General features: G+C 41.8%; 25 protein-coding genes. 23 read left to right on the top strand and 2 right to left on the bottom strand.

The window, feature by feature from the left end; all coding sequences use genetic code 11:
* The first annotated feature begins 150 nt into the window (after window positions 1-150).
* The gene (locus GK047_RS09670) at window positions 151-780 is read left to right on the top strand and encodes a LysE family translocator (protein ID WP_163944815.1); all 630 of its coding nucleotides are present in this window, start codon (window positions 151-153) and stop codon (window positions 778-780) included.
* Between the two features lie 96 nt (window positions 781-876).
* Here the strand turns inward: GK047_RS09670 and GK047_RS09665 are convergent, their stop codons facing one another.
* The gene (locus GK047_RS09665; protein WP_163944810.1) at window positions 877-1,914 is read right to left on the bottom strand and encodes a glycoside hydrolase family 18 protein; all 1,038 of its coding nucleotides are present in this window, start codon (window positions 1,912-1,914) and stop codon (window positions 877-879) included.
* A gap of 178 nt (window positions 1,915-2,092) precedes the next feature.
* On the opposite strand from GK047_RS09665, the gene GK047_RS30320 reads away from it, so the two are divergent.
* The 20 genes from GK047_RS30320 (at window position 2,093) to GK047_RS09565 (ending at window position 24,089) form a co-directional block, all read left to right on the top strand.
* Complete coding sequence (locus tag GK047_RS30320; RefSeq protein ID WP_205516605.1) at window positions 2,093-3,898, top strand: histidine kinase; 1,806 nt, start codon at window positions 2,093-2,095, stop codon at window positions 3,896-3,898.
* A gap of 15 nt (window positions 3,899-3,913) precedes the next feature.
* Entirely contained in the window at window positions 3,914-5,482 is a 1,569-nt protein-coding gene (locus tag GK047_RS09655) for a response regulator transcription factor (protein WP_163944805.1), read from the top strand.
* A 129-nt stretch (window positions 5,483-5,611) separates the two neighbouring features.
* Window positions 5,612-6,538, top strand: a complete 927-nt coding sequence (locus GK047_RS09650; protein ID WP_163944802.1) for an ABC transporter permease — start codon at window positions 5,612-5,614, stop codon at window positions 6,536-6,538.
* Between the two features lie 39 nt (window positions 6,539-6,577).
* A complete protein-coding gene (locus GK047_RS09645; protein ID WP_346010309.1) occupies window positions 6,578-7,498 on the top strand; it encodes a carbohydrate ABC transporter permease in 921 nt (306 codons plus the stop codon).
* Between the two features lie 112 nt (window positions 7,499-7,610).
* Window positions 7,611-9,149, top strand: a complete 1,539-nt coding sequence (locus GK047_RS09640; RefSeq protein ID WP_163944799.1) for an ABC transporter substrate-binding protein — start codon at window positions 7,611-7,613, stop codon at window positions 9,147-9,149.
* An 88-nt stretch (window positions 9,150-9,237) separates the two neighbouring features.
* Complete coding sequence (locus GK047_RS09635; RefSeq protein WP_163944796.1) at window positions 9,238-10,290, top strand: hypothetical protein; 1,053 nt, start codon at window positions 9,238-9,240, stop codon at window positions 10,288-10,290.
* A 222-nt stretch (window positions 10,291-10,512) separates the two neighbouring features.
* Window positions 10,513-10,773, top strand: a complete 261-nt coding sequence (locus tag GK047_RS09630; protein ID WP_163944792.1) for a phosphopantetheine-binding protein — start codon at window positions 10,513-10,515, stop codon at window positions 10,771-10,773.
* Window positions 10,774-10,789: 16 nt separating this feature from the next.
* Window positions 10,790-11,800, top strand: coding sequence for an ABC transporter ATP-binding protein (locus GK047_RS09625; RefSeq protein ID WP_163944789.1), 1,011 nt, complete (start codon window positions 10,790-10,792; stop codon window positions 11,798-11,800).
* Window positions 11,775-12,563 carry an ABC transporter permease gene (locus GK047_RS09620; protein WP_163944787.1) on the top strand — a complete coding sequence of 263 codons (789 nt, stop codon included), beginning with the start codon at window positions 11,775-11,777 and terminating at the stop codon, window positions 12,561-12,563. The genes GK047_RS09625 and GK047_RS09620 overlap by 26 nt, the downstream gene beginning before the upstream one ends.
* Window positions 12,564-12,565: 2 nt before the next feature.
* Complete coding sequence (locus GK047_RS09615; protein WP_205516602.1) at window positions 12,566-13,396, top strand: ABC-2 family transporter protein; 831 nt, start codon at window positions 12,566-12,568, stop codon at window positions 13,394-13,396.
* Between the two features lie 33 nt (window positions 13,397-13,429).
* The gene (locus tag GK047_RS09610) at window positions 13,430-15,004 is read left to right on the top strand and encodes a bifunctional metallophosphatase/5'-nucleotidase (protein ID WP_163944784.1); all 1,575 of its coding nucleotides are present in this window, start codon (window positions 13,430-13,432) and stop codon (window positions 15,002-15,004) included.
* 18 nt (window positions 15,005-15,022) lie between these two features.
* The gene (locus tag GK047_RS09605; protein WP_163944781.1) at window positions 15,023-16,153 is read left to right on the top strand and encodes a BtrH N-terminal domain-containing protein; all 1,131 of its coding nucleotides are present in this window, start codon (window positions 15,023-15,025) and stop codon (window positions 16,151-16,153) included.
* A 16-nt stretch (window positions 16,154-16,169) separates the two neighbouring features.
* A complete protein-coding gene (locus GK047_RS09600) occupies window positions 16,170-16,427 on the top strand; it encodes an acyl carrier protein (protein WP_163944777.1) in 258 nt (85 codons plus the stop codon).
* A 1-nt stretch (window position 16,428) separates the two neighbouring features.
* Entirely contained in the window at window positions 16,429-17,928 is a 1,500-nt protein-coding gene (locus GK047_RS09595; protein ID WP_163944774.1) for a class I adenylate-forming enzyme family protein, read from the top strand.
* Between the two features lie 13 nt (window positions 17,929-17,941).
* Window positions 17,942-19,063 carry a nucleotidyltransferase family protein gene (locus GK047_RS09590; protein WP_163944771.1) on the top strand — a complete coding sequence of 374 codons (1,122 nt, stop codon included), beginning with the start codon at window positions 17,942-17,944 and terminating at the stop codon, window positions 19,061-19,063.
* Window positions 19,064-19,068: 5 nt separating this feature from the next.
* Window positions 19,069-19,785, top strand: a complete 717-nt coding sequence (locus GK047_RS09585; RefSeq protein ID WP_163944768.1) for a nucleoside/nucleotide kinase family protein — start codon at window positions 19,069-19,071, stop codon at window positions 19,783-19,785.
* Complete coding sequence (locus GK047_RS09580) at window positions 19,782-21,053, top strand: type III PLP-dependent enzyme (protein ID WP_163944764.1); 1,272 nt, start codon at window positions 19,782-19,784, stop codon at window positions 21,051-21,053. The genes GK047_RS09585 and GK047_RS09580 overlap by 4 nt, the downstream gene beginning before the upstream one ends.
* Window positions 21,050-22,423: a preATP grasp domain-containing protein gene (locus GK047_RS09575; protein WP_163944762.1), complete on the top strand. Its 1,374-nt coding sequence runs from the start codon at window positions 21,050-21,052 to the stop codon at window positions 22,421-22,423. The genes GK047_RS09580 and GK047_RS09575 overlap by 4 nt, the downstream gene beginning before the upstream one ends.
* Before the next feature lie 14 nt (window positions 22,424-22,437).
* Window positions 22,438-23,451, top strand: coding sequence for a hypothetical protein (locus GK047_RS09570; protein WP_163944758.1), 1,014 nt, complete (start codon window positions 22,438-22,440; stop codon window positions 23,449-23,451).
* Between the two features lie 8 nt (window positions 23,452-23,459).
* A complete protein-coding gene (locus GK047_RS09565; protein WP_163944755.1) occupies window positions 23,460-24,089 on the top strand; it encodes a polysaccharide deacetylase family protein in 630 nt (209 codons plus the stop codon).
* Window positions 24,090-24,136: 47 nt separating this feature from the next.
* Here the strand turns inward: GK047_RS09565 and GK047_RS09560 are convergent, their stop codons facing one another.
* Window positions 24,137-24,946 carry a helix-turn-helix domain-containing protein gene (locus GK047_RS09560; RefSeq protein WP_205516592.1) on the bottom strand — a complete coding sequence of 270 codons (810 nt, stop codon included), beginning with the start codon at window positions 24,944-24,946 and terminating at the stop codon, window positions 24,137-24,139.
* A gap of 147 nt (window positions 24,947-25,093) precedes the next feature.
* Here GK047_RS09560 and GK047_RS09555 point away from each other — a divergent pair, with 147 nt between their 5' ends.
* On the top strand, window positions 25,094-25,870 hold the full coding sequence (locus tag GK047_RS09555; protein WP_163944752.1) for a sugar phosphate isomerase/epimerase family protein: 777 nt from the start codon (window positions 25,094-25,096) through the stop codon (window positions 25,868-25,870).
* Between the two features lie 24 nt (window positions 25,871-25,894).
* Window positions 25,895-26,914, top strand: a complete 1,020-nt coding sequence (locus GK047_RS09550) for a Gfo/Idh/MocA family protein (RefSeq protein WP_163944749.1) — start codon at window positions 25,895-25,897, stop codon at window positions 26,912-26,914.
* The last annotated feature ends 27 nt before the right edge of the window (window positions 26,915-26,941 follow it).

Raw genomic sequence — 26,941 nt, 5'->3', positions numbered from 1 at the left:
CTCCAATTTTAGTCGTTATTTCTGCATGGTTTTTACTGCTATAAGTCTTATACGAATCAAAGTGTGCAAATGTTTCAATTAGAAAGCTTACAGAAACACGAATCCTGTGTTATCTTATTTAAATATCAAAAAGACGGGAGTGAGGATGTCATGCTGGGGATCGATCATTACACAGTTTTTTTAATTTCAGGCTTGCTTCTGAATATTACGCCAGGCAGTGATACACTTTATATTTTGGGAAGAAGTTTGTCGCAAGGGAAGGCTGCTGGGATGATGTCAGTCTTTGGCATAATAACGGGGGCATTGGTTCATACGGTGCTTGCCGCTTTTGGTTTATCACTCATTTTGATGAAATCTGTGTTAGCTTTTCAATTAATCAAATGGGTAGGGGCTATTTATTTGATCTATATGGGAATCAAAGCGATTAAATCAAATTCATCTGGCGATATGACGAAGCAAATGGAACGAACTGCGAATCGTAAAATATATGTACAAGGTTTTCTAACGAACCTGCTAAATCCGAAAGTAGCTTTGTTTTATTTGGCATTTTTGCCGCAATTTGTTTCGGTTGATAACACTTACGGGGCACTTCCTTTTCTTATTCTAGGACTTACTTTCATTGTAACAGGCACCCTGTGGTGCTCCTTAATTGTCCTTGGTACAGAATTAGCTTCGAGCAAGCTGCGATCAGGTTCACTGGCGAAGTATTTAAACAAATTTACAGGTGTTATTTTCATTGTGCTTGGCATTAAATTACTAAGAACAGTGAAGCCTTCATAAGGGAGGAAAATTTTGAAATATATGAGTTCCCTCCGGAAGGAAAAAAGCGTTACGGACGTGGCAGTAAGTGCCCTGTACAGTAACGCTTTTTGTATGTTATTCCCCGAGTTCTTCCCACAGTGTTTTGAGCAGTTGACTAGAGTCGTCTTGTCCGTATTCCCAAAACATGATGCCAGCGATTCCTGTTTCCCGAATATAGGTGCATTTGGCTCGCAAAGAATCGGGGTCATCATACGAAATGAATGTGCTTCCGTCGTATAGGTACGGGGCTTTGGCTTCATCATCCCAATATCGCTGAAAGCCATTCTTATCGATGAAATTTGCCGTTAACTGCGAGTAAGTTGCTCCGTAACCGCCAAAGGAAGAAGTCATCTGATGCAAGCCATGGTTGATATTCGGAACACCTTGCCATTGCCTGGAATAAAAAGCAGCGCCAATGACAATTTTCTCTGCGGGGACACCTGCTTCCATAAACAACTGTACCGAAGCTTGCACAGAAATGCGAAATAAGTCACCGCTAGGCGTATACAAATTCGTATGGTGACCAGTAAGCGTTTGAAAGCCTCCACGCATGTCATAGGTCATTAATTGGATCAAATCTAGGTAATCTTGTACTTTATCCATCTCCGTGCCATCGATATAATACTGATCGGCACCAGCGGCGATTGTCAGTAAATAACGACGATTGTCTGCTTGCCCTTGCTGATCGAGCTGTTCGCGAAGTTCTTTCAACAGCAGTGTGAAGGTGATGCGATCCTTGGGCGAGGCTTGAATGCCTGCCGCCGCGTAAGAGGGGTACTCCCAATCGATATCGAGGCCATCGAGCTCGTATTTTTTTAATAGATTCACGGATGTTTTCGCGAAAGTTTGGCGACCTTCGATAGAAGAAGCTGCTTCGGAGAAGCCTCCCGCACCCCATCCGCCAATGGAAAGTAAAATATTCAATTTAGGATTGTATGATTTAATCGCACGAACATAACTCATATTGCGCATATCGTCTACATGGACTTCGTGGTCACGAACGAGACCGAAAGCAATATTAAGATGAGTCAACCTGTTAGCATCTTCTTGGGTAAGAAGTGGCAAAGATTCATCAGTTGCGTAAGCGGTCACGATAGGGGTTGAATAGGTCATAACTTGTTTCACCTCACAGTAGAATAGGGTACAAATCTAACTTATCACGCAATTAACGGTCATGGAATGCACAAAACGATAATTCACATGGACTATTTAATCATATTCGTGTACAAAAGTGGTAAGAATCAGGTATTATGGTAGTTATTACTATGGATTGAGGTGGTTAATTCTCACTGTGCGTAGATCTATGAAATGGTCCGATTTATACTATAAACATTTTAAACAAAAGCTGTTTAACCGAATTCTGCTTATCTTTTGTGTGACCACGATTATGGCCTTCATTTCACTCTCCTGTTCGATCTACTTTTACTTCAACCAGACCAATAAGCAAAAGGAATTATACGTAAATAAACAAGTTGTAGAAAATATAGGGGATTATTTTACCAAAAAAAAAGATGTTGCGCGTAATCTTGTCCAACAGCTCTATAGTGATGAGAGCTTGACGCAAGATGTGTTTTATTTATTGCAGCATGATTTCTCAGAATTCGTAAGTTACCAAATTGAACGATATTATCGCAGCAGTGTCTATAACTCCAAGCGGATGGAAAATTTTTTTAAGAGTTATTTTTATTCAGAAGGCGATGTTCAGGATATTAGTCTATTCAGTAAACAGTTGTCTTCTTTATTCATTTTTCACAATAATAATCAGATGGAATATATCGCGCACACTGAAAATGTGATGCTGCCCAATTCGATTCAGTTGGTGCATAAAGGATATGTGCCCAAAGAGATGGGCGTCTCCACTGAAGAAACGAATGTGTATACCATCGCAGAAACGATTAAAAGCCCCGTGACTCTTGAAAATGTGGGCAACGTGATTGTTGATTTTAATACGAACGGAATTTATAAGTCTTATCAAGTATTAGCCCAACAGATGAAAGGCTATGTCATTGTAACTACGGCAAATGGCGATGTTATTTACGATTCAACTCATCGGTATACAGGGAAGCAGTATCCTTATCTGCGACAGTTATTGGATAAAAAAGAAGAAGCTGAACTTGAAGAGCCATCTTATGTGCATACGAAGATTATTAGCGGAAGCGATGTGCTCATTGCGGGGATCATTCCTAAATCGCATCTGGCTGAAAGTATGAGAGTGCTGCGGAATTGGATTTTTATCTTAACGGTTATTTGTATCATAGGTGTCGTTTCTTTGGCTTATGTGCCTATTACTCGATTTTCGAAGCGAACGCAACTGATCATACGGGCGATGAAAAAACTGCAAATGGGTGATTTATCTGTGCGTATCCCTGTTGAAAAAGATGATGAGCTTTACCAAATTGCTGATCATTTCAACATGATGGTTCTGGATCTCAAAACGCACATCGATAAAGTGTACTTATCTGAATTGAATCAAAAGAATGTTGAGATGATCGCACTGCAATCCCAAATTAATCCTCACTTCCTCTACAACACACTGGAAGCGATTCGTATGCGGGCTATTTCTCAAGGGGCGAAAGACGCCGGTGAAATGATCTATATTCTAGCGATGCTATTTCGAAATTCGATCAAAAAAGATATGGTGGTCACGCTGCTCGAGGAGATAGAGCATTGCAAGCTGTGTCTAGAGCTGTTCAGCATCCGCTACAAAGATCGTCTTTCTTATGACCTAGACATAGCGCCAGAAGTCATGCAAAGCCAAGTCATTAAGCTGACTCTGCAGCCTATCATTGAGAATTATCTTGTTCACGGAGTTCGCATGGATGATATCGACAACTTGATTTCGATTCAAGCATTTGTGCGAGACGAGGAGCTTGTCATCGAGGTGAGAGATAACGGGAATGGCATCTCCGCAGACAAGCTTGAGCAGCTGAGGCAGTCTCTGCAGCTTATTTATAGCTTTCATACGCCTGGCCCCTCCATAGGACTTCGCAATGTGAATGAGCGAATCAAGCTCTATTTTGGTAGTGAATATGGGCTGGAAATCGAGAGTACGCCAGGAATTGGCACGAATGTAATCGTTAAAATTCCTTATCAGTGAAGGAGAAGGGGTCCTATGTACAAAGTATTTCTAGTCGATGATGAGCCTTTCATTCTTGAAGGACTGTCCGCGCTCGTGGATTGGGAACAATATGGTCTGGAAGTTGTTGGACATGCCTCGAATGGCGAAGAAGCCATGCGTATAGCGACAAATCTGGATGTCGATATTTTCATTACGGACATTTTCATGCCTCGAATGAGCGGTCTTGAGCTAATTAAGAGATTAAAAGAGAAAAACGATGCCCAAAAGTTCATCATATTGAGCGGTTACAATGAATTTGAATATGTAAAGGAAGGCATGAAGCTTGGGATCGAAAATTATTTGTTGAAGCCTGTAAATGTGGAAGAGCTTAAACAGACCTTGCATAGTACGGTAAATAAAATGCAAAGCGAGGCCCATCGGAAAGTCGTCACCGATAATCTCGATATTATTAGGGGCAATATCCTCCTTCGCTGGGTTAGTAGAACGATTGATCCCAAAGAGCTTCTTGAACGAGCGAAGGTGCTTAATATCAAGCTTTCTCAACCTTATTATGTAGTTTCGGTGATTCGTTTCAGTGACCCTAATCGGTCTAGTATGGAAGCTGATCAGTTAGCGGAAGTGCATGCGCTTTGCCGTTATCATCTGTCTGGCATTGTGCATGTATATGAATTCGGTGATTTGGATGGAGATTTAATTCTAATATTTGGATGCGAGTCACAGGATGTAGAAGCGGTAAGTTTTGTTACTAATTTGGTTCGTAAAGTGTTGAATCATGTGCTTGAGGATGCTCGTATGAGCGCTTTTGCCACTATTGGAAGTTATGAATCAACGTTCATGGAAGTCACGGAAAGCTATCGAAACGCGAAAAATCTGCAAGAGTATTGTTCGGAAGTTTCTGCCAATGAAATCATTGATTACAATGTGATGAATGCAGGATGGGAGCAGCAGCAGACAGGAATTTCATTACAATTGGAAGCCCTTTCTCGACACATTGAGAGTAAAAATAAAGAAGAGGCTTTTGCTTATATGGATCAATGTTTCCAAAAGCTTCAGGGGAGCAAAGGAGCCAAACCCTCAGATATTCAGCATTTGGCTGTAGAATTTATGTTCCAGATCAAACATGCAGTAAAGAACAAGCAATTCGACAGTAAAAAAATATTCTCTCATTTATTCAAAATTCGCACGCTGGAGCAGCTGAAGGATCACTTGCGCGACAGCATAGAAGCGGTAATTGATTATCTAGATGGAGAACGCAAGGATGATTACTCTCCGGTTATTAAAAGGGTGCTGAAAGCAATCGAGGAACAATATGCCAAAGAGCTATCATTAAAAACATTAAGCCAAGAGCTAAATATGAATGTTATTTATCTTGGTCAGCTATTCTTACATGAACTGAGCGCCACCTTCTCTGATTATGTAAACAGATATCGCATAGAGAAGGCAAAGCAATTGCTATATCAGACAACACTTAAAGCGAATGACATCGCTGGGAAAGTAGGATACACAGACCCCACTTATTTTTACCGCAAATTTAAGCTGATGGTTGGCGTTTCTCCGATGGAGTACCGTCAGCGGGAAGCTATGCAGAGGCTTGATCAGTGAACTGATTAAGCTTCTTTCTTTAGTTAGTCCAGTAAATATAAGGTAATTCAACTGTTCAGCTTTTTATCATGTTGATAAAGTTAATTCATAGCGATAAGCGCTTTCACAACAAAGAAAGGGGCCGGAGAAATGGTCGTTTGGAAACGCTTCAAACAGAATAAATGGTACCTGCTAATGGTGCTTCCCGTCACAGTGTGGTTCGTCCTATTTTCTTATTTTCCCATGTTCGGTACAGTCATTGCTTTTAAACAGTTTCGTATTCATCGAGACGGATTTTTTGCCAGTATAGCCAATAGCAAGTGGATCGGATTTGAAAATTTTAAATTCTTGTTCGGTACTCAGGATGCATACATTATTACGCGAAATACCCTGTTGTACAATACGGTGTTTATTGTGTTGGGTCTCGTTTTCGCTGTATTGTTTGCCATCATGTTAAATGAGCTCGGAGGGAAGAAATTATCGAAGTGGTATCAAACAGGTATGTTATTACCTTACTTCATCTCTTGGGTTGTTGTTGGCTATTTTGTATTCGCTTTTCTCAGCATGGACAAGGGTTTGCTGAATCGATGGCTGGAATTGTTTGGTGTGAAGTCGATTCAATGGTATAACGAGCCGAAGTATTGGCCATACATTCTTACCCTCACGTCACTTTGGAAGTGGATCGGTGTGAATAGCGTTATTTATTTAGCTTCTATCGTAGGTATTGATAAGTCGTACTATGAAGCAGCGATGATCGATGGCGCTAGTAAATGGCAGCAGATTCGCAATATCACGATTCCCTTCCTTACGCCATTAATGATTATTCTTACCCTGCTTGCCATTGGGCGGATTTTTTATTCGGATTTCGGATTGTTTTATCAAGTTACTTTCGACTCCGGACCGCTCTACGCAACGACACAAGTTGTTGACACTTATGTATTCCGCGCACTACGGAATTCTGGCCAAATCGGTATGAGTGCCGCTGCTGGTTTATATCAATCGTTTGTTGGTTTCATTTTGGTCCTTTTCTGTAATTATATTGTCAAGAAAATTGATAAAGACCAAGCACTCTATTAGAAAGGGGCAGCACGCTTGCAAACATCAACCGCTGTTTCAGTGCCTAAAGTTATTCGAAAGACAAAGGAAATTAACGGTCTTTCTCCGTTGTGGAAAGTGATCACGCATGGGTTTGTTGGACTGTTTACGCTAGCTTGCGTGTTCCCATTTTTGTTCACGATTATCATTTCGTTGACAGATGAGAATACGTTATCTCTTAACGGTTATAGCATTTTCCCTAAAAAAATGAGCACATTTGCTTATGAATTCATTTTTCGGACAGGTAATCAGCTATTCCGTTCCTATGGCGTGACCATACTTATTACAATAGTAGGCACGATCCTCAGTCTCATAGTGACAGGATTGTTCGCTTATGCGATTTCTAGACCTGATTTTTACTATCGTCGAAGGTTTGCTTTCTTTGCTTTCTTTCCGACATTGTTTAATGCGGGGATAGTCCCGACCTACATTATCATGACACAGTTTCTCCATTTGAAGGATTCGATTTGGGCGCTCATCATGCCGCTACTCGTCGTGCCGTTCAACATTTTCCTTATGCGATCCTATTTTCAAACGATGGTGCCTGACGGCATTATTGAAGCGGCTCGTATTGATGGCTGTGGTGAGCTGCGTGTCTTTACCTCAGTTGTTGCACCAGTGTCATTGCCGATTTTTGCTACCATTACTTTGTTTACTTCACTTGCTTATTGGAATGATTGGTTTAACGCTTTGCTTTACATTGATAATCCGCATCTCGTCCCCATACAGTATATGCTGATTAAAATTCAAAATAATGTTCAGTTTCTTGCTTCGAACTCGTCGCTGTTTAGCGCCGGAGTCGTTGAGAATATGGGACAGTTACCCTCTGAAACGATGAGGATGGCACTGGTCGTATTCGTCGCTGTTCCTGTAGCTTGTGTATTCCCCTTCTTTCAGAGGTATTTTATTCAAGGGCTTACGGGTGGCGCAGTGAAAGAATAGCGATCGTTGCTCTAATCTAGCCATTGTTTTTAACAAGTTAAGTTACATTGTTTTGAGCGAAACCATAATATGGTTTTGTTTAAATAAAAAAAATGACTAAGGGGGCATAAACATGCCGAAAATGAAAAAAACGTTACAAATGGTAACTGTAAGTTCTTTACTCCTAGTCTTGCCATTGTCTGCATGCGGTAGTAAGGATACAGCAACAACAGGGGCTTCGGTGGCACCAGCTACAACCGCTGGAGCTAAGGCAGATCCTGCTAAGGGTACTGTAGATCCGAGTAAGCTAAAGCCATATGAGATCGTTTGGTATCACGATGGCGGAGAAGTGCCAGATAGCGATAAAGTATTCGAGAAAGTTAGCGAGTATACGAAACAGAAAATTAACGCAACAGTGAAATTCAAGATGGTAAACTGGGGCGACTACGACTCCAAAATGCAAACCATCATTGCATCCGGCGAAAAGTTTGACATCGCTTTCACCGCTTCATGGGCGGCCAACTATAGGGAGAATGCACTAAAAGGTGCTTTCATTCCCGTTGATGATTTGCTGCAAAAATACGGTCAAGATCTACTGAAAGTGCTTGATAAGCGCTTCCTTGAAGGTACGAAAGTAAACGGCAAGAATTATGCGATTCCGGTTCAAAAAGAGATTGCCCAGCAATACGTTTGGCGTTTTAACAAAAATCTCGTAGATAAATATAAGCTGGATGTAACCAAAGTGAAGTCCCTTGAGGATATGGAGCCTCTTCTTAAATCAGTTAAGGAAGGCGAAAAAATAGCTCCTCTGCAGGCTTCCTATGACTCTAACGTTTTCTACATCCCTTATGATTACCTGCTTGAACAAACGATCCCGATTGGCGTTAAGTTGGATACGAAGGATTTCAAGTTCGTGAACGTGTACGAAACTCCTGAATTCCAGAAGGCAGCGGAAACAATGCACAAATATTATCAAGAAGGTTACATTTTGAAAGATGCGGCAACTCGAAAAGGTGGAGAAGATATTAAAAAATCAGGCAAGTGGCTGATAGATCGACAAGCGACAGTCCCTGGAGCGGACAACATTTGGACGAAGCAATATGCCATGCCAATCGTATCTACACCGATCGAGCAGCCAGTTGTGCTGAACGGTTCCGTTTCGGGAGCGATGCATGCGATATCTGCCACGTCACAGGATCCAGAACGCGTTATGATGTTTGAGAACTTGCTGAATACAGATCCGTACTTACAGAACCTCGTTAGCTACGGTCTTGAGGGCACACATTACAAGAAGCTTGATGAACATACAATTCAGGATCTACCTGCACGTTCAGAGCGTTATAATATGCCATTATTCGGCCTAGGAAATCGATTCATTACTTTCCTTGATAAGGATGATGCCAAAGATAAGTGGGATCAATATAAGAAATTCAATGAATCTTCTTACAAAGCGCCAACACTTGGTTTTGCCTTTGATCCAGAGCCAGTGAAAAATGAATTGGCTGCAGTTCGTTCCGCTGCGAACGAGTTTAACTTCGCATTATGGACAGGATCAGTCGATCCAAAAGAATTCTTGCCTAAAGCGATCGATAAATACAAAGCAGTCGGTATTGATAAAATTGTAAATGAAGCTCAGAAGCAATTCGATGCTTGGAAGGCTACACAGAAATAAAACGAAATCGGTGATCAGGAAACTGCAATTTGAGTTTACTGATCATCGTTTTTTTCTCCATATTTAGACTGAAAAGGGGCGAATTGAAATGAAAATTATTGAAGGCATTCATAGTATTTTCGATGGTTATTTGTATGACGAGCATGGTTTGAACTGTTTTCTTGTACCGAAGTATGTTGCGAGTCAGGCTTTCCGCAGAATCAATCCAGACCTTTATTACTTTTACTTGTATACTCATCTCCATTATTTTTTCCTTTCCGAGAAGCCATATGAACATTTCATGAGTAATAACCGCTATCAGCGCGATACGATCGAAGAATATGTACTTTCTGATAAGTTAGGTCTCAAGCTAGAAGCCGTTCGTATCGATAATAATCTGATCGAACAGGTGCAGCAAGCTCTAGTTAAAGACGCCATTGTTTTTGTACCAACGAATAAAAGAGCTATTTTTTATTGTGAAGAGTATCAGCGCAGAGATCATCCGCATCTGTTTCTTGTGAAAGGGTTTGACGAAGAACGTAACCTTGCCATCATACAGGATGGTGAACAAAATGCAGCGTTATTCAATAGTCCGCCATCCCCAACACTCAGAATGAGCATCGGGGATACGACGTCACAATTTTATTTGCGCAATGACATGCTTGAGTCTGCATTTGACGCTTACAATGAAACCTACGGCTATCATAAAGAGCATATTCTGATTATGTCATATTCTCATGCGCCTAGTGTTCACTCAGCAGCAGATGCGATCAAGGAGTTAAGCCAGCTTATGTCTGCGTATGTTGGGCGTGAACAGGAGATACTGGAGCCCAAATTAAAGTATTTGATTGAGGAAGTAGATCAGTTTCGTATTCCTTATATCAATACGCATATGATTTTTTTTAGAGCGTTAGCTCGGCTTATCGTACAGGTGCCGGAGCTTCAGAATCGAAGGACGGAACTTGACATCTTAGCTAGAGAATGTCAGATCGCTTGGAAAATAATAGCGACCAAAATTGGGATTTTGCATAAAAGAAATCGTTTTGAACCTGAAAAGTTGAATGAAAGCTTCAGTAATGTGATTGTACTAGAGAAGAAAGTAATAAATTTAGTTCTTGACTTTGGGAAAATGTTAAGATTTGAAGAGATGAAAATGAATTAAAAAAGACTCGAAAATACTTAATTCGACACAATAAACGAATGTTTTCGTAAATCAACATATGGTTAATAAAGTTGAAAATAAAAATTAAAAACAAACCTGTAATAATATAAAAATTTACCCCTTAGTAGGATGATTTTCCTCTTGTCCCAAGTCTCATTTTGTTAAAAAATGGTGATGTAATCATCCTTATACCTCATGAGAACTAAAGAAAGGAGACACCTAATGACACCTTATGAAAAGATTGCCGGAAAGGTAGGAAAAGTGCTGAATTTAGAAGCAGAACGGATGGTTGAATTGTCCGGAGACGAGGCATTGAACACAATTGGTATGGATTCTATCAATTGCATGGAGATTGTCGTCGAAATCGAGGAGGAATTTGAAATTACATTCAGTGATGATGAATTACTACTTGAAAGTTTGAATTCACTGAATAAGCTGACCGCAATCGTGGAACAGAAATTGAGTGAACACTCACTTACTTAGCAAAGGGGGGCGTGTAATGGCCTTGATCGAAGTCAAGGATTTGGTGAAGGAATACAAGCTAAGCGTAAGAAATAAGGGCATTTTAGGCTCAATCAAAAGCTTGCTTATTCCAGAATATCAAATGAAACGTGCGGTTGATGGTGTGAGTTTCACGATTGAACGTGGTGAAACGGTCGGGTTCATTGGTCCCAACGGAGCAGGGAAATCGACGACGGTTAAAATGCTTACTGGCATTCTCGTTCCTACGTCGGGCACGATAACGATAGGAGGCTTGTCACCTTACAAGGACCGCAAACAGAATACGTCACGAATCGGTGTAGTTTTCGGACAACGCACTCAGCTCTGGTGGGATTTGCCAGTTGCGGATACGTACGATTTACTGAAACACATTTACAAGATTCCAACGAAGGCATTTGAAAGCAACTTGAATATGTTCAGCGAAATGCTGGGGTTGCATGAGTTTATGAAGCAACCTGTTCGGCAGCTTAGCTTAGGACAGAAAATGCGTGCAGATATTGCTGCTGCATTGCTGCATGACCCTGAAATTATTTTCTTTGACGAGCCAACCATTGGCCTTGATGTTATTGCCAAGGAAAAGATTCGCTCGTTTATCAAACATATTAACAAAGAAAAAGGTACAACAATGCTGTTTACAACCCATGATATGGTCGATATTGAGAAAACCTGTGACCGTATGATCATTATTGATAAAGGGACAAGCATTTATGACGGTACTGTCGCTGAGATTAAGCAGCGGTTCGGAAGTGACCGTATTCTCGCAGTTGAATTTAGCCAAGCCTATGGAAGTATATTCATACCAGGTGCTGAGCTTATCGAAGAGAAAGACAACAAGAAGTGGTTTCGCTTTTCTAAGGATGAGGTTCAGGTGTCTGAACTTATTAACAAGCTTTCGCAGAAATACGGCATTGTTGATCTGACCGTGCAAGAGCCAGAGATTGAGAGCATTATTCGAGATATTTATCAGGGAGGTATTAACCTCAATGCGAGTTTATCTGGAGTTTGCTAAGAAGTCATTTCAAAACAATGTGACTTACCGAATGGACTATTTCGCTGGTGTAATCAATGCGATTGTGATGATTTTCGTCAACATTTGCATTTGGAGAGCGATATATGAGGAAGAAGAGTCGCTGGAAGGCGTCCAGTTTAAAATCCTTGTTACCTATATCGTTCTCTCCTTTCTCATGCAGGTTGTTTACATGATGGATGAGTATTTCATTGAATCGAAAGTGAGATCGGGCCTTATTTCATCTGACTTACTCAAACCGATTAATTTTAGGCTTTATGTTTTTTCCTACAATGTCGGCACGACGATTTTTCGGCTGCTGATGCAACTTACTCCTGCAATTATCATCTCAATTTTCTTATTCAAACTGCTACCCCCTTTCTCAACAGAAATGTTTTTGTATTTCTCCTTAAGTGCTATACTCGGCTACCTCGTGCTTTATAACTTGAATTTTCTCGTATGGGTAAGCTCATTTTGGTTTTATTGGACGTTTAGTCTTATCACCATCAAAGACGCTGCGGTTATGATCTTCTCGGGAGCGCTTATACCACTTTGGTTTCTACCAGAATGGTTAACGGACATTATCAAGTATACTCCTTTTGATTCTATTTTCTATATTCCAATCCGGATATACTTGGGTCAAATCCCACATGAAGAGATCATGAACAGTGTGTTCAAGCAAGTCATTTGGGCCCTGCTTCTGTTTGCCATCGGACAATTGCTATGGCGTGCCGCTGCGAAAAAACTGGTCGTTCAGGGAGGTTAAACGTGAGGAAGCATACGTTCGCTGAAATGCTTACTTTATTTTACTATTTCACTAAGCTGACACTGAAGACGACTTTGGAATACAAATTCGATCGTTCTTTGATCACGCTAGCTATTTTTTGCCGGGAAATGATAAGTGTTATCGTCATGTTCCTTATTTTATTAAGATTCCTCCATATTCGGGGCTGGGAACTTAATGAATTGATGTTTCTATACAGCTTCTTATTCCTTTCCTATAGTTTATTCGTGTTTTTATTTGCAGGTGTCAGAGATTTCGACGGAATGGTGCATTCTGGAGAATTTGATCGATTTTTGACGAGGCCCTTGGGGTTATTGTTCCAAATTATTGCTTCTCGTGTCGATTATCCGGCAACACTAGGCCATGGGATTGTAGGCATCCTTTTATTTATGAACACGGCATTTTCTGTCGGAATAGATTGGAATTTGACAAACATCATCTTCTATATTTTGGCGCTCTTAGGTGGGGCTGTTATTCAAGCATCGATCTTTATGCTTTCAGCCTGCTTCAGCTTTTGGTCTGTCAAAACAGAAAATCTACGCAACTTGATCTTTTTTAACTCTCGTAGAATCGCAGGCTATCCACTTAGTTTTTATCCAGGAATTATTCAAAAGTTGCTCATTTATATGATTCCTTTTTCTTTTGTAAACTATTTCCCAACACAGTATTTTCTAAATAAAGCCGATGCTGGACAGTTTTGGAGTGGTTATGTGTATTTGACGCCAGTAGTTGGAATCGTCATGTTCGGGATCGTATACACGTTCTGGAATTATGGGGTGAAGAACTATACAAGCACCGGCAACTCCATGTATTAGAGGTACCAACTACTAACATAATGAGGTTGAGGGATGAAGAAATATACAAACATTATCGTGCTGGGTGTGCTGCTTCTTGTTGCAGCAGGTTATCTGACTTATCGGACAGTAAATTTCAACGATGTGTTATTAAAAGTAGGTTATTACGAAAAGAAGATCAGCTTGATTAACTCCGGAGATGTTCATGGTCATCTCGTATATGACGAAGCGAACGGGGGATATTACAGTCTCGACGAGGTTAATGTCGAAATGGGTATGCCGCTCATGAAAGGAATTATTGATGATTTACGTAAGGAGAATCCAGATTCACTTCTACTGGATAGCGGGGATATGTTCCACGGCACGAATGAAGCGAATGTGAATGAAGGGCAAGGGGTTGTCGAAGCAGCAAATCTTATGGGATATGATGCGATGGCATTAGGTAATCATGACCTGGACTTTGGATTTGATCGAGCGGTCGCAATTAAAGCAGAACTCAAATATCCCATCTTATCGGCTAATGTGTATAGGAAGGGCAAGCTTGTATTTGACCCCTATAAGATCGTTACGGTTGGTGGCAAAAAAATTGGTATATTCGGTTTAACCGTTCCAGAGGCTTTGTCCAACATGAACGTTTCTGATCCTACGGGAGTTGAGTTCGGAGACCCAGCAGTATCGGCGCGTCAAACGATTGATGAGCTGCGCAAGCAGAATGTGGATGCGATCGTGCTTGTTTCTCACTTGGGGGACGATCTTGATAAGCAGCTGATCAAAGATGTGGATGGCATTGATTTTATTCTTTGCGGTCATCACCACTGGCTGTATAAGGATATTGAGAAGATCAATAACACATTTTATGCGGAACCGGGTTCTTATAGTACACACGTTGGCCTAGCGGATATGTATTTCCGGAGTGGTAAAGTAGCCAAAGTTACTTGGAGCTTGTTTCAATCGAAGGACCGAACGAAAGAAGATAAGGCAGTCGCGCAAGTGGCTGAGAAATATCACGCGATTGCCTTGGAACAAGGTAAAGAGATTCTTGGCACGTCAACCGTTCAACTCAATGGCATTCGCTCGCAGGTGCGATCGAAGGAGACGAATCTTGCTAATCTGATTACGGATTCAATGAGAGAGATTGGGAAGGCAGATATCGCGCTGCTGAATGGGGGCGGTATCCGGGAAAGTGTTCCAAAGGGAGAAGTTTCCTTATACAATGCAGGCAGACCGCTGCCCTTCGTTAATTCGTTAATGACGATTGAGGTAAAAGGCGAAGTTGTCTATGCAGCACTGGAACGTGGCTTGCGTGAGTGGCCGAACGGTTCGAGTAACGGTGGGTTCCTTCAAGTTTCTGGCATCAAGTATGAATTTGATGGTTCTAAGCCAGCCGGGAAACGCTTGATAAGTGTTTACAAGGATGGTCAACCCTTGGCGAAGGACAAGGTGTATAAGGTTGCCACAAACGATTATCTCATTAACGGTGGCGACAATTATAAGGAGTTTGAAGGCGCAAAGGTTATTAGTAAGGGGGATTTGTTGCGGGATGTGTTAGCCGCTTATATTCGAAACAAAAAGGAAGTAACCCCTGAGGTTGATGGGCGGATCAAAATTTTGAATGAGAGATATAAATAACCCAAAGGAGGGCGGTTTATGGGTCAGCATCTAATTAATGGCGTTCCTCGATATTATGTACCTTATCTTAGCGATTGCTTTGCAACGGCATATGCGGCAGTTCTAGCACATAAAGGGCAAAATCCGAATATTGTGTTGGCCGAATATTTGAACTTTATGTATGACGAAACGGAAGAAATGATAGGAAATAATTTTTTGTACCGTTTTACACCGTCTGTGGAGTTTACTGAGGCAGAATTAAACACCTCTTTGCCGTTTGTTTATCAGCCGGCGACTACAATCTACAGTGGTAATATGGATGCTGTGCAGACCAGTCGTGAAGATAAAATTCAAATTCGTTTATACATTTGTGATGACGCTGAAGTTGCCCACGAACGATTGAAACAGTTAATAAGAAACGATGAACCATTGTGTACAGTTGTCAATTTATTTGAAATGCATTATCACGGGGCTTATAAAAAGGAACATGGACTTCATGCTATTGTAGTAACTGGTTATGACGAAGATGCGGGTACACTTCATTTATTTGATAAATATAAGATTTCTAACAGTGATTTTGATGGGACGATGACGATTGAAGAGGTGAAAGTGGCTCGTTTGTCCACCTGTGAATTGAGTAATCCGGCGGCGGGTCCTTACACAAGGCAAATTCGTAATTTGTGGATGGAGATCGAAGTGCCTGATTCTTTTCAAGTCACGCAAGAATGTTTCTATACTATGCTAGAAGAGAGCAGTGCGAGAATGTTAGGGAGTAAGCAAGTGCTTGGTAAACGCTGTGGGTTAGAACGGATTGAAGCATTCCGCAGCGACTTACTTTTAAAGAAAGAATCCACACTCGATGAACGTGCTATCTACATGTTCAAGTTGTACTATAGCACCTTTCTAAAACGAATTGCCAGAACACGCAGACATTTCAAAGCATGCATTGAAGATATGGGAGATATGCTACCACAAGCCTTGAAAGACAATCTTCTTGAACTACTGGATGAAACGATCAAACGGTGGGAAATCGTCTCCAATGTGTCACTAAAGTTAGGGATTACGAAAAAGATGAGTTTGCTTGATGATATGGACAAGCACTTGAAGGCTATTATCGAGCTAGAGTCCGATATCGCAACCAAGCTTTCGCGCCAAGCAATTTTACAATAAAAGGAGAGACTTACTTATGAACGATGTAAAACAAGTGATTCGAGAAGTATTACAAGAACTAGCTGCCGGTATTGAGACAAACGAGCTTTCAGATGATACTTTACTTGCCGATCTTGGTATCGATTCGATTAAATATGTGGAGCTATTGGTGCAGATTGAAGAAAAATGCAATATTATCTTCGATGAATCCGACCTTGGTGTTGAGTCTCTAAGAAATTTTGGGGACTTAGCAGCATTAGTTAACAAATCCATCGTTTCTGGACAAGTGAATTAAGATGAATATGCTCTGGAATGCGCTTGAGCAGTCCTGTCTAGAGCATGCGTATCGACCTGCTTTGTCTGATCAAGCGGGGAATGTGATCAGCTATGGGGAGCTTTTAGGTAGAGTAAGAGCAAGAGCGAATCTGCTTCGCTCCTTGCTATCTACAGGCAGCAGGGTGGCTGTGTTGGAGGAGTATCCGCTTGAAGAAGCGATTGAAATCTTAGCGTTATTATCACTAAATGTAACGATTGTCCCCTTATACAAACGGTATGGCATTCAGCGGTGTGAGCAGATATTAGGGCATACTCGCCCCCATTATTTGCTGTCAAAGTTGGCCGCAAGTGAGCTTGAGCTGCTTGAACAAACTTGTGAAGCTGTCGGAACAACACTGCTCTCTCCCCATCTAGGGGACTTGGTTCAGCAGAATCCAGGCAAAGAGAAGTTAGGTGATACGGAACAACCGTTGCCACCATCGTTCCTCATGTACACTTCAGGTAGCACGGGAAAGCCCAAAGGGGCGATCTTAACGTATGCAAATATTTGGGCGAATATTGTAGATATACGGGCTTATTTCGACATTAATAAGAAGGATCACATCCTTATAAATCGTTCATTGAGCCATGCTTCTGTCATGACTGGTGAGTTCTTGTTGGGTTTGATGTGCGGTGCGCAGCTTACCTTCTACACGGAAGCTTTCATGCCCAGAAGATTGCTCAGTTTCATGGAGAAAACAGGTATAACCGTGTTTGGCACAACACCGACGATTTTCTATCAACTTGCTTGCGATAAAGCTAATTATTCGCTCCCACAGCTTAGCAAGGTTTCACTAATGGGTGAATACATGCATAAGCAGGTTGCAAGCAAGGCCAAAGAGCGTTTTCCCCATGTAGAATTTTATATGCTGTATGGTCAAACAGAAGCTTCCCCCCGAATAACGTATCTACCTTCTGAACATTTTTCACAGAAAGAAGGATGCATTGGTAAGCCCCTTCTTAGTATGAAAATTCGAATTGTAGACAACCAAGGGGTGGATACTTGTGAAGGTGAAGTAGGGCAACTTCTAGTGCAAGGGCCTAATGTTTTTTATGGATATTGGGACGCTCCCGAACTTACATCTGCGAAATTGAAAGACGGTTGGCTTCATACAGGCGATGCAATTTATCAAGGGACAGATGGCTACCTATATATTGCTGGACGTCAAGATGACATGATCATTCGAGCCGGAATGAACATTTATCCAAAGGAGATTGAAGATCGACTGCTAGAGGATGAACGCATCAGGGAAGTGATTGTATTTAGTGCAATGAATCCGAAGTATGGGCAAAGCATACAAATGGCAGTCGTTGCTGAAAGTGATGCTTTACTTACGCAAGCAGATGTCATGGCGATTTGTAAAAAGAAACTTGCCTCGTATCAATATCCGGATGAGATTCAGATTGTGGAGGCTATTCCTCGTAATCATGCCGGAAAAATTGTTCGTAAGCCCATAAACTATGCGCAAACTTTAATTTGAGAGGAAGATCATAATGACCAAATCCTTAGAACAAGAACTCGTGTTAGAACTAGCGCAATTTAGAAATCCGCATAAAGAAAGAATACTTGAGCTAATTGGTCAGAAGTTGGACTGGGCGGAAGTTCTGGGACATCTCGTTTACAATCGTACGGCTGGAATTGCTTATCATGTGCTTCGCGCATGCAGCGCGCCTTCCTTTAACCGAGAATTTGAGTTTGGGTTATCACTCATTCACGAGATTCAATCTCATCGTACTAATTCACATAAGACAGCAATTAAGGAAATCGCCTTAGCGATGAATGAAAGCGGAATTCCGCATGCGTTTCTAAAAGGTTCCATTTTGGCTAATTCGGTTTATCCGTTAGGCTGCAGGATTTCTAGCGATATCGATATATTGCTGAACGCAGGTGATCTGACGGCCTGTGGTAACGTGCTTAAGGAGCTTGGATTTATTCAAGGTTTTCACGATGAGAATGAAAATGTTGTGATTCCTGCAACTCGAAGAGAAATATTGAATTATCGAATGAACTACGGTGAAGTTGTTCCTTACCGCAAGGTTGTAAACCAGCCAGGTATTAATTTAATAGAAATCGATATTAATTTCTCACTCGACTGGATGGCCCAAGGTACGGAGAAAGCCGTGGATGATTTCATTCAGCAGGCTGAAGGCTACCACTTTGATGAGGGCATACAAGTTAGCTCACTCCCTAAAGAGTATTTCCTAGCTCATCTTTGCGTGCATCTGTTTAAAGAAGCAGCCGTCTTGAACTGGGTAGAGTGGCAGCGGGACCTTGGGTTCTACAAGTTCGTAGATATTTATGGGTTCTTAACCGACAGCCATATTCAGATTGATTGGGATCACTTTGTATCCATCATTACGAGTAACAACATCATTCGCGAATGTTACTATTCCTTGTCCTATACACGTACTTTCTTCCCAGTGCTAAATGGAAATGAGTCTTTTATTGAAATGATGAATCAAATAGAGCCTAGTGATAAGGACTATTTAGAACAAGTTGTGGATGCTTCAGATGCTACGATCGTCTACAGATGGAAAAAAGATTTAATTTCCCGTTTTTTTGATATGAAACGATTTAACGATCTCGAAAAACTGGAACCCATTTCTACTGTTTAATTGTTATGAATGGAAAAAGAGCGATAGTAAATAAGAATCAAGGCGTATTGATCGTTTGTGAGGGGATTAGCGGGTCGGGTAAAAGCGAAACGATTGTGAAACTTTCTAATCAATTGCGAGCCTCTGGTTATCAGGTAAACGTGTTGGAATGGAATTCCAATCCGATTATAAGATCGATTGCTGCAAAAATCGACGTTTGGGGCTGGTTGACACCAAATGTATACAGTCTTCTGCAGTGGATTGGTTTTCTGATTGATTATTTTAGAGTTATGGTGCCCTTATTGAAAAAAAAGCAAGTGGTAATTGCCGATAGGTATGTGTACACAGGTGCAACGCGTGATGCAGTTAATGGGGCAAGTAAGCTGATTGGTAAAATCATAGTACGGTTTACTCGTAAACCAGACTGGTTATTGTTCTGTGACACGCCTCCACAAATTTGCTACGAGCGAATCGCAATAAGAGGGAAAACCTTGTTCCATCCGAACAAGGCTATTTCTCAAAATGATCAAATTCCTAATAAAGATTTGTACTATTTGAAACAGATGAGAGAAGCCTATGTGGGATTGCTTGAGGACGTGAAAGCAGGTCGTAATACACATGTCTTCGTGTTGAATGGCAATTCTAAAATCGTTGAACTATTTATTGAGGATTATATTGCGCAGAAACTGGGAGTCCTAAAGGGCTCCCCTGTAATCTATCCATCGTTGGGAGGGAAATTATGAATCAAGAGGTTATCACCCACATCGTGAATGAGTTCAACACACCAATCTATATCTATGATGGAGAAAAGATAGAGCATCAATACAAGCTGTTGAAAAGCTGCTTACCGAAGCATTTCGAAGTGTTCTATTCCGTAAAAGCCAATCCATTATTGGGTGTCTGTCAATTGTTTAAGAAGCTTGGAAGTCAGATTGAGGTTGCCTCGCTGGCAGAGCTCCAAACTGCCTTCCAGGCAGGCTTCACACCTGATCAAATCATTTTTACAAGCCCAGGTAAAACGATCGAAGAGCTAGAGACTTCCATTGACAGGCAAATTTACAGTATCAATGTCGAATCATTAGAAGAAGCAATCTTAATTAATCACATTGGACAAAAGAAGGGCAGACAAGTTCCTATCTCCGTTCGCATAAATCCGGATTTCAATCTGTCGGGGGCTGGACTCCGCATGACTGGCGTACCTACTCAATTTGGCATTGATCAATCGCAACTGGAAGAAGCACTTGGAACGATTCAATCACTTCCTTATTTGAAATTGATCGGTTTACACATCTATACAGGCTCACAAATGTTGGCAGCTTCACTTATTATTAAAAATATGGAAGAAATTATTAAACTGGCCATTACGGTTTCTGAGACTTACGCTTTTCCGCTCCAATTCCTTGATCTAGGGGGTGGTTTCGGTATTCCTTACTTTACAGGAGAACAGTATTTGGATATGGATGAGCTGGGTAAGGGGCTTCAAACCGTTTGGGAAACTTATGCGCACAAACTTGAAGGAACACGTATTGGGGTGGAGAGCGGGCGTTTTCTTATGGCTGAATCTGGTTTATTCGTGACCAAGGTCCTTTATGTGAAAGAAAGCAAAGGGACTAAGTATGTCGTATGCGATGGTGGGTCGAATCATCATGCTTCCTCCGCATTTTTAGGTAGACACATTCGTAACAACTTTCCCATGCATGTTCACAGTCAAGAAGAGCAAGACGAGTTAACAGAAGTTACGGTTGTTGGCTCACTCTGCACGCCAACGGATGTCATTGGACAAAAAGTAAAGCTTGGCAAGGTGGATTCAGGCGATTATATCGTCGTAGAGAAGTCCGGGGCCTATGGTTTAACGCATTCGCCTGTCCTGTTTTTGAGTCACCAACTCCCTGCAGAGGTGCTCTATAAACAGGGGCAAGTCCATGTTTTAAGAGAGAGGGGGAGTGTGGAAGATTTCTTCAAGGGACAAAAGCTGTTGTCTACACATGAAGAACTTCTGCAACGGACATGAGCCAAACATTTCACTTGATTGAGTATTTAACTGTGAATCGAGATAGAGGGATCTTGATCTGGATTTTAAACATTGGAGCAGAGAAATATTGGAACCGAGTCCATGCGGGCATTGTGGATCGTAGTGAGGAAATGACTGTCAATCGGGTAGAAGAGATGAACCTTCTTTTATGTCGAGAGCAAGATGTGCTTATTTTAAGAGAACGACCTTCGGAGTCGTACTTAGCGCACTTGAAGCGACTTGGATTCGCGACTCCAACAATCCTTGTGCCGGAAGAGACAGATCCATTAACGCCAATCTCTGAACTTGTGCTAAAAGATGAACAACTACAAAAGACACTATCGAATATCGCGAAAGACGCTGATGATGTTTATTTCGTTCCTTATGCTGTTACGCACTTGGAAGAAAGCATTGCGAATAATTGCGGTCTTCAACTCGTTGGGGCTCCTTCAGGTGTGAATGCAGTCGTGAATGACAAAATATTTAACAGACACATTGCAGAACAGCTTGGTTTAGACGTATGCCAGGGCAAAGTATGTCATTCTGTGCAGGAAATTCGAGATGAATATGAACGGTTAACGAACGGAGAACAACGATTTGAGAAAATCATTATCAAAGAACCGCATGGCGCTTCTGGAAAGGGTCTCTATATCATTGAGAGTCCAGAAAAGTTATCGGCAATTTTGGCGCGACTAGCTCGAGTAGCCCGCAGCCATGAGGATGCGAAATGGTTGGTTGAAGGCTGGTATCTGAAGAAGGCTGATGTGAATTATCAAATTTATGTCGCACCTAATGGCGAGGTTGATGTTTTCTCAATCAAACAGCAGGTACTGCGGGATACAGTCTATATTGGCTCCAAAGCGCCAGCCGAGTTAGATGAGGTGGTATTAGAAGCATATCATGACTTCGGGAAACGGATTGGAAATTACCTTTATAGTATTGGATATTCTGGGGTTGCCGGTATTGATTCCATCATTACGGACGATGATTTAATTATCCCGATTATTGAAATTAATGGAAGATTTACGCTGTCCACGTATATTTCTTTCATTGGGCATGTTTTAGGCGAACAGAGGTTGTACTCCAGATATTTCAAGCTTGTATCCGACTCTCCGTGTGATTACGATGAACTGCAAAGGGTGCTGCAGCAAGAAAACATTCTCTATAACCAAGCGACTGGCGAGGGTGTGCTTGTTTATACTTCAGCAACCTTGCCTCTCCGATTAGATGCCAGCAGCGGTTCATATACAGGACGCTTGTTTACATTAATTCTGGCACGTGATTGGGAAGGGGTAGAAGCTTACAACGAACGACTCGAGCATGTAGTTCAGCATTTTGCGAGCTTACGTTTACCTGCGAGTTCTAGATAAGGGGAGCTGAATGAATGAATAAGCCAACATATAGTTATGATATTAAACCTTTTAGCGATTTTTGGATGAACTGCTTTCTAAACGGTATGTTTTCATTGGCTACTCATTTTGATAAAGCGTATAGACTTGCAGCCTATATGAATCATCATTCCTTTGAACACACGAACAACTACAAAGATCCTAGCTTTCGTCTCCCTGCTGTGAAGCTGCCTTGGTTTCAGCAAATGACTTCTGCTTTTAAATTTGAATTAAAACCTCATTTTTTTCTAGATGAAGAGAGATTTGTGGATGAGATTAAAGTATTAATTAAAGAGCAGCGCATTATTTCGTTGTGTGTGGATCTTTATAGCTGGATACCAGGTTCCTATTGCTTTCAACGGTATCATTGGAGTCACTACTCAATAATTAAAGGCTACGATGAGGCACGTAACGTGTTTTTTGTTTTAGATGATAATTTGAATGGATATAACGAATTTGAAATTTCTGAAGATACTCTGGTAACTTGTTTCAAAAATTCGGATTATTTCATGAATAGTGAAGTGTTTAAATATCCTTATGTAGAAATGGTATTGGATGAACATGTGCCTTACGTGTTTTCTTTTCAAGAGGTGATTGATCACAGTGAGCGACTTATACGAGAAATCGCTGAGTTTTCCTTTGATGGATTGTGGGAATTCGATCCGAATTCAGATGAGGTAACTTCACATTTGGATTACAGTATGATTGGAACGGAATCCTTTTTTAATCGTCAGATTGCAAGCAAATATCTGTTTCAATACTTGGTTGAATCGGGTCATATTGATAATGACTTATACGAGAATCTAGTGACCCAAGTGGATCAGATCCATGATGGTTGGCAAATTATACGAAATTTGTTTGGTAAGCACAAAGCTTTGATTTTTGCGCATAGGCCCTTCACGTTAGAGCGAGACAAAATGATTGATATGGCAAAAAACTTAATGCAAAAAGAAAGCGACATGTGGGAGACGCTGTATAAAGCTAATCGTTCACTACAGCAAGTAGGATGAGGACTAAGATGCTTGCTGGATCGGTCATTGAACATATTGATCATGCACAAAAGGCTGTATGTCTGACCTTTGATGACGGTCCACACCCGGTTTACACACCGCAAATCTTGCAGTTGCTGAAGAAGTATAAGGCGAAAGCTACCTTTTTTCTCCTAGGCTGTCACGTTCAAAAGTATCCTGAATTGGTAAAGCAAATTATCGCGGAAGGCCATGAGGTTGGCAATCATACATGGAGTCACGCTGATGTGAGTACTTTATCCGATGAAGAGCTGCTTGAAGAACTAGAGGAGGCGGAAAAAGCCCTTTGGAAAGCAGGGGCGGTCAAGCCTACTCTCTTTCGCCCTCCCTATGGGGAGTATAATGAACAAACGCTAGCTCTTGTTCATCGCTTGTTATATCGAATGATCTTGTGGACAGAGAATAAGGATACGAAAGACTGGAATTCCGTAGGGGCAGACCAAATTGTCAGGAAAGCGCTGACGAATGTAGAGCCGGGCAATATTGTGTTGCTGCATGACGGTAGCGAAGCGGCGACATGCAATAGGGAACAAACGGTGCAAGCTCTTGCCGTTATTTTGTTCGAGCTTCAGCGTGATGGCTATCGTTGTACGACGATATCAGAGCTGCTGGATCGCTAAAAGTTCTGATTAGGTCGCCCTCCCACGGTAAGTCGGGAGGGCGATTTCTAGTTCTGTTGAGCCTTCTGGCGAAATAGTTTGGGTGATAAGCCAAACCTAACTTTGAAGGCTCTGTGGAAATAAGGATAGCTGCCGAAACCGCAGCTTAAGGCAATTTGCTCCAGTGACATCGAGCTGTCATGCATGCGCTCGACAGCGCTGGTTAGGCGAACTTCAAGAGCGTACTGAACCATGGTCTTGCCGAAGCATTCCTTGAACAAATGCACAGCACGAGATACGCTCAGTCCAACATGAGCAGCTACGTCCTCAATCTTAAAAGTCACCGTCGCGTGCGCTTCGATGAAGCGCTTCATGCGCGTCCCAGTGAAGGGACGCCCTTGTAAGGAGACGGTCTCCGTTGCAGCACGTTCAACATACAAGCAAAGTGCTTGCAGCAAATAACCGCTGAGCTCACGGTTTTCTTCTTCCATTCTCCGCTTTTCCAGTATGAGTTGACGCCAAAGCGAAATCAATCGTGCATCCAGATCGATGCGGTTGCAAGCAGCTTTCGGACTGCGGTTCCACCAGGCATCAACCCATGCTCCCTTACAGAACAAATAATAGTCCCCACTGGCAATTTTGCCATGCAGTTGATCGGGATGCTCTTCAATACGAAGCTCATAAGGATCGCCCGGCTTATAGAGTAGTAAGTCTCCAGCTTCAATCAGACGGATATGCCCTTCCACGAGAGCCTCGCAGGAGCCCTCTGTTTGCAAACGAAAAAGATAAGTATTGAGCCCATTTTTGGCACTGAAATTAAAATTGTCCATATGGAAGGAATAGCCGCAGGTTAAGATCTCTGTTTCCACTGTGTCCATCTTGCTGTTCACCTTTCATAGCCAAATAAGAGATGTTTTAATTATATCGTGAATGGTCATAATAAGCCATTCTCCCGTATAATATCATCATAAAGGTGCATGTTTTATAGGCTTTGCAAATATAATTGTATGAAATGGGGAACTAGAATGGCACATATTGGAATTGGTTTGCAATTGTATACGCTTAGAGATGATATGGCTCTAGATATGGAGGGTACGCTTCGTCATGTAGCGAAGTTGGGGTACGAAGGTGTTGAATTTGCAGGGTACTACGGTATGCCGGCAGAGCAATTGAAACAACTTTTGGATGAGATCGGATTGAAAGCGATTGGAAGTCATGTAAGTTTGGATAACTTGAGAAACAACTTACAAGGAGAAATTGAGTTTCTCCGTACGTTGGGGGCTACCTATATCATTTGTCCTTACGTCGCTGACGAACAACGTCAAACGGTAGAACAATGGCAGCAAATCATTGCCGATTGTGAAACGTTTGCTGAAGCAACGAAGAAGCAAGGATTGCAATTCCTGTACCATAACCACGACTTTGAATTCCATTTACATGTGAATGGTCAATTTGTCTTCGATGCGATGTATGCGCAAAAAGGTGAAAATGCAATTAACGTTGAGATGGATGTATGCTGGGTTCAATTCGCAGGTCAAGATCCATTAGCGTATATTGCTAAATATGCTGGACGTTTGCCGCTTGTCCATTTTAAAGATTTCAGTAAAGATGCAGAGGGTAAAATTGTTACGTTGGAGCTCGGTCAAGGTGAAGTGGAGCTAGAGAAAGTTATTAAAGCAGCAGAGCAAGCTGGCGTTGAATGGCTGGTTGTAGAGCAAGATCACTGTCAGAAACCACCGCTTACTAGTGTAGCAAACAGTTTGAACTGGGTAAAAGAACATTATACAGGTGTAAAGAACTAACCAATAAAGGAGATCATAAATCAGATGACTAAAATTAAAGTTGCCGTAGTTGGTTGTGGTTCCATTTCCAAATATAGGCACATTCCTGAGTATAGCTGGAATCCGAATGTGGAAATTGTCGCATTCGTTGATCCTATTATTGAAAGAGCGGAGCACTATGCACAACTACACGGTGGCAAAGCTTACAGCAGTTATGCGGAAATGCTAAAGCAGGAGAAAGTGGATGCCGTTAGTGTTTGTACACCGAACTATCTTCATGCGGAAGTATCAATTGCAGTGGCAAATGCCGGAGCACACGTGCTCGTTGAAAAGCCCATTGCTACAACAGTGGCCGAAGCAGAAGCCATGATCGCAGCCGCAAAGAAAAATGGTGTATTTCTGATGGTTGGACACAACCAAAGATTGATGCCACCGCATGTGAAAGCCAAAGAAATTTTGGATTCCGGTAAGCTGGGTAAAGTGCTGACATTCCGCACATCTTTCGGGCATGCAGGACCTGAGGGTTGGAGTATTGATGGTCGCGACAGTTGGTTCTTCCGTAAGGAAGAAGCAATCATGGGCGCAATGGGAGATCTGGGTGTACATAAGTCCGATTTGATTCGTTGGCTCTTGAGCGATGAAGTAACGCAAGTGGCGGCTTTTGTAAGCACGAGACATAAAGAAGACACGCAAGTAGACGATAATTCGACGTGTGTGCTCCGTATGGCAAGTGGGGCAATAGGCACTCTGGTGGCAAGCTGGACTTACTACAAGGGTGAGGACAACTCAACTGTGCTATGGTGTGAAAATGGGGTAATTAAGATTGGTACCCATCCCGAGGATCAAGTCATTGTTGAGCTGCGAGATGGCTCAGTTGAGCGTCACAGGGTTGGGGAGATTGCAACGAATGCGAAACAAACCTCAAGCGGTATTATCGATGAGTTTGTAGCTAGCATTCTAGCAGGCCAAGCGCCGCGTATTTCAGGCGAAGAAGGATTGCGTGCTTTGAACGTTATTCTTGCTGCTTTTGAATCAGAAGCTACGGGGAAAATGGTATCGCTATAGATGATATAAAATTTAAAAATTGGAAAA

This window comes from Paenibacillus sp. SYP-B3998 (genome assembly GCF_010820665.1).
Classification (GTDB): domain Bacteria; phylum Bacillota; class Bacilli; order Paenibacillales; family NBRC-103111; genus Paenibacillus_E.
This window is presented reverse-complemented; position numbering and strand designations above follow the sequence as displayed.

Bases quoted from the DNA above. Each gene is read 5' to 3' on its own strand.
- GK047_RS09670 (WP_163944815.1), top strand. From the start codon at position 151: ATGCTGGGGATCGATCATTACACAGTTTTTTTAATTTCAGGCTTGCTT.
- GK047_RS09665 (WP_163944810.1), bottom strand. From the start codon at position 1,914: ATGACCTATTCAACCCCTATCGTGACCGCTTACGCAACTGATGAATCT.
- GK047_RS09655 (WP_163944805.1), top strand. From the start codon at position 3,914: ATGTACAAAGTATTTCTAGTCGATGATGAGCCTTTCATTCTTGAAGGA.
- GK047_RS09650 (WP_163944802.1), top strand. From the start codon at position 5,612: ATGGTCGTTTGGAAACGCTTCAAACAGAATAAATGGTACCTGCTAATG.
- GK047_RS09640 (WP_163944799.1), top strand. From the start codon at position 7,611: ATGCCGAAAATGAAAAAAACGTTACAAATGGTAACTGTAAGTTCTTTA.
- GK047_RS09635 (WP_163944796.1), top strand. From the start codon at position 9,238: ATGAAAATTATTGAAGGCATTCATAGTATTTTCGATGGTTATTTGTAT.
- GK047_RS09630 (WP_163944792.1), top strand. From the start codon at position 10,513: ATGACACCTTATGAAAAGATTGCCGGAAAGGTAGGAAAAGTGCTGAAT.
- GK047_RS09625 (WP_163944789.1), top strand. From the start codon at position 10,790: ATGGCCTTGATCGAAGTCAAGGATTTGGTGAAGGAATACAAGCTAAGC.
- GK047_RS09620 (WP_163944787.1), top strand. From the start codon at position 11,775: ATGCGAGTTTATCTGGAGTTTGCTAAGAAGTCATTTCAAAACAATGTG.
- GK047_RS09610 (WP_163944784.1), top strand. From the start codon at position 13,430: ATGAAGAAATATACAAACATTATCGTGCTGGGTGTGCTGCTTCTTGTT.
- GK047_RS09605 (WP_163944781.1), top strand. From the start codon at position 15,023: ATGGGTCAGCATCTAATTAATGGCGTTCCTCGATATTATGTACCTTAT.
- GK047_RS09600 (WP_163944777.1), top strand. From the start codon at position 16,170: ATGAACGATGTAAAACAAGTGATTCGAGAAGTATTACAAGAACTAGCT.
- GK047_RS09595 (WP_163944774.1), top strand. From the start codon at position 16,429: ATGAATATGCTCTGGAATGCGCTTGAGCAGTCCTGTCTAGAGCATGCG.
- GK047_RS09590 (WP_163944771.1), top strand. From the start codon at position 17,942: ATGACCAAATCCTTAGAACAAGAACTCGTGTTAGAACTAGCGCAATTT.
- GK047_RS09585 (WP_163944768.1), top strand. From the start codon at position 19,069: ATGAATGGAAAAAGAGCGATAGTAAATAAGAATCAAGGCGTATTGATC.
- GK047_RS09580 (WP_163944764.1), top strand. From the start codon at position 19,782: ATGAATCAAGAGGTTATCACCCACATCGTGAATGAGTTCAACACACCA.
- GK047_RS09575 (WP_163944762.1), top strand. From the start codon at position 21,050: ATGAGCCAAACATTTCACTTGATTGAGTATTTAACTGTGAATCGAGAT.
- GK047_RS09570 (WP_163944758.1), top strand. From the start codon at position 22,438: ATGAATAAGCCAACATATAGTTATGATATTAAACCTTTTAGCGATTTT.
- GK047_RS09565 (WP_163944755.1), top strand. From the start codon at position 23,460: ATGCTTGCTGGATCGGTCATTGAACATATTGATCATGCACAAAAGGCT.
- GK047_RS09560 (WP_205516592.1), bottom strand. From the start codon at position 24,946: ATGGACACAGTGGAAACAGAGATCTTAACCTGCGGCTATTCCTTCCAT.
- GK047_RS09555 (WP_163944752.1), top strand. From the start codon at position 25,094: ATGGCACATATTGGAATTGGTTTGCAATTGTATACGCTTAGAGATGAT.
- GK047_RS09550 (WP_163944749.1), top strand. From the start codon at position 25,895: ATGACTAAAATTAAAGTTGCCGTAGTTGGTTGTGGTTCCATTTCCAAA.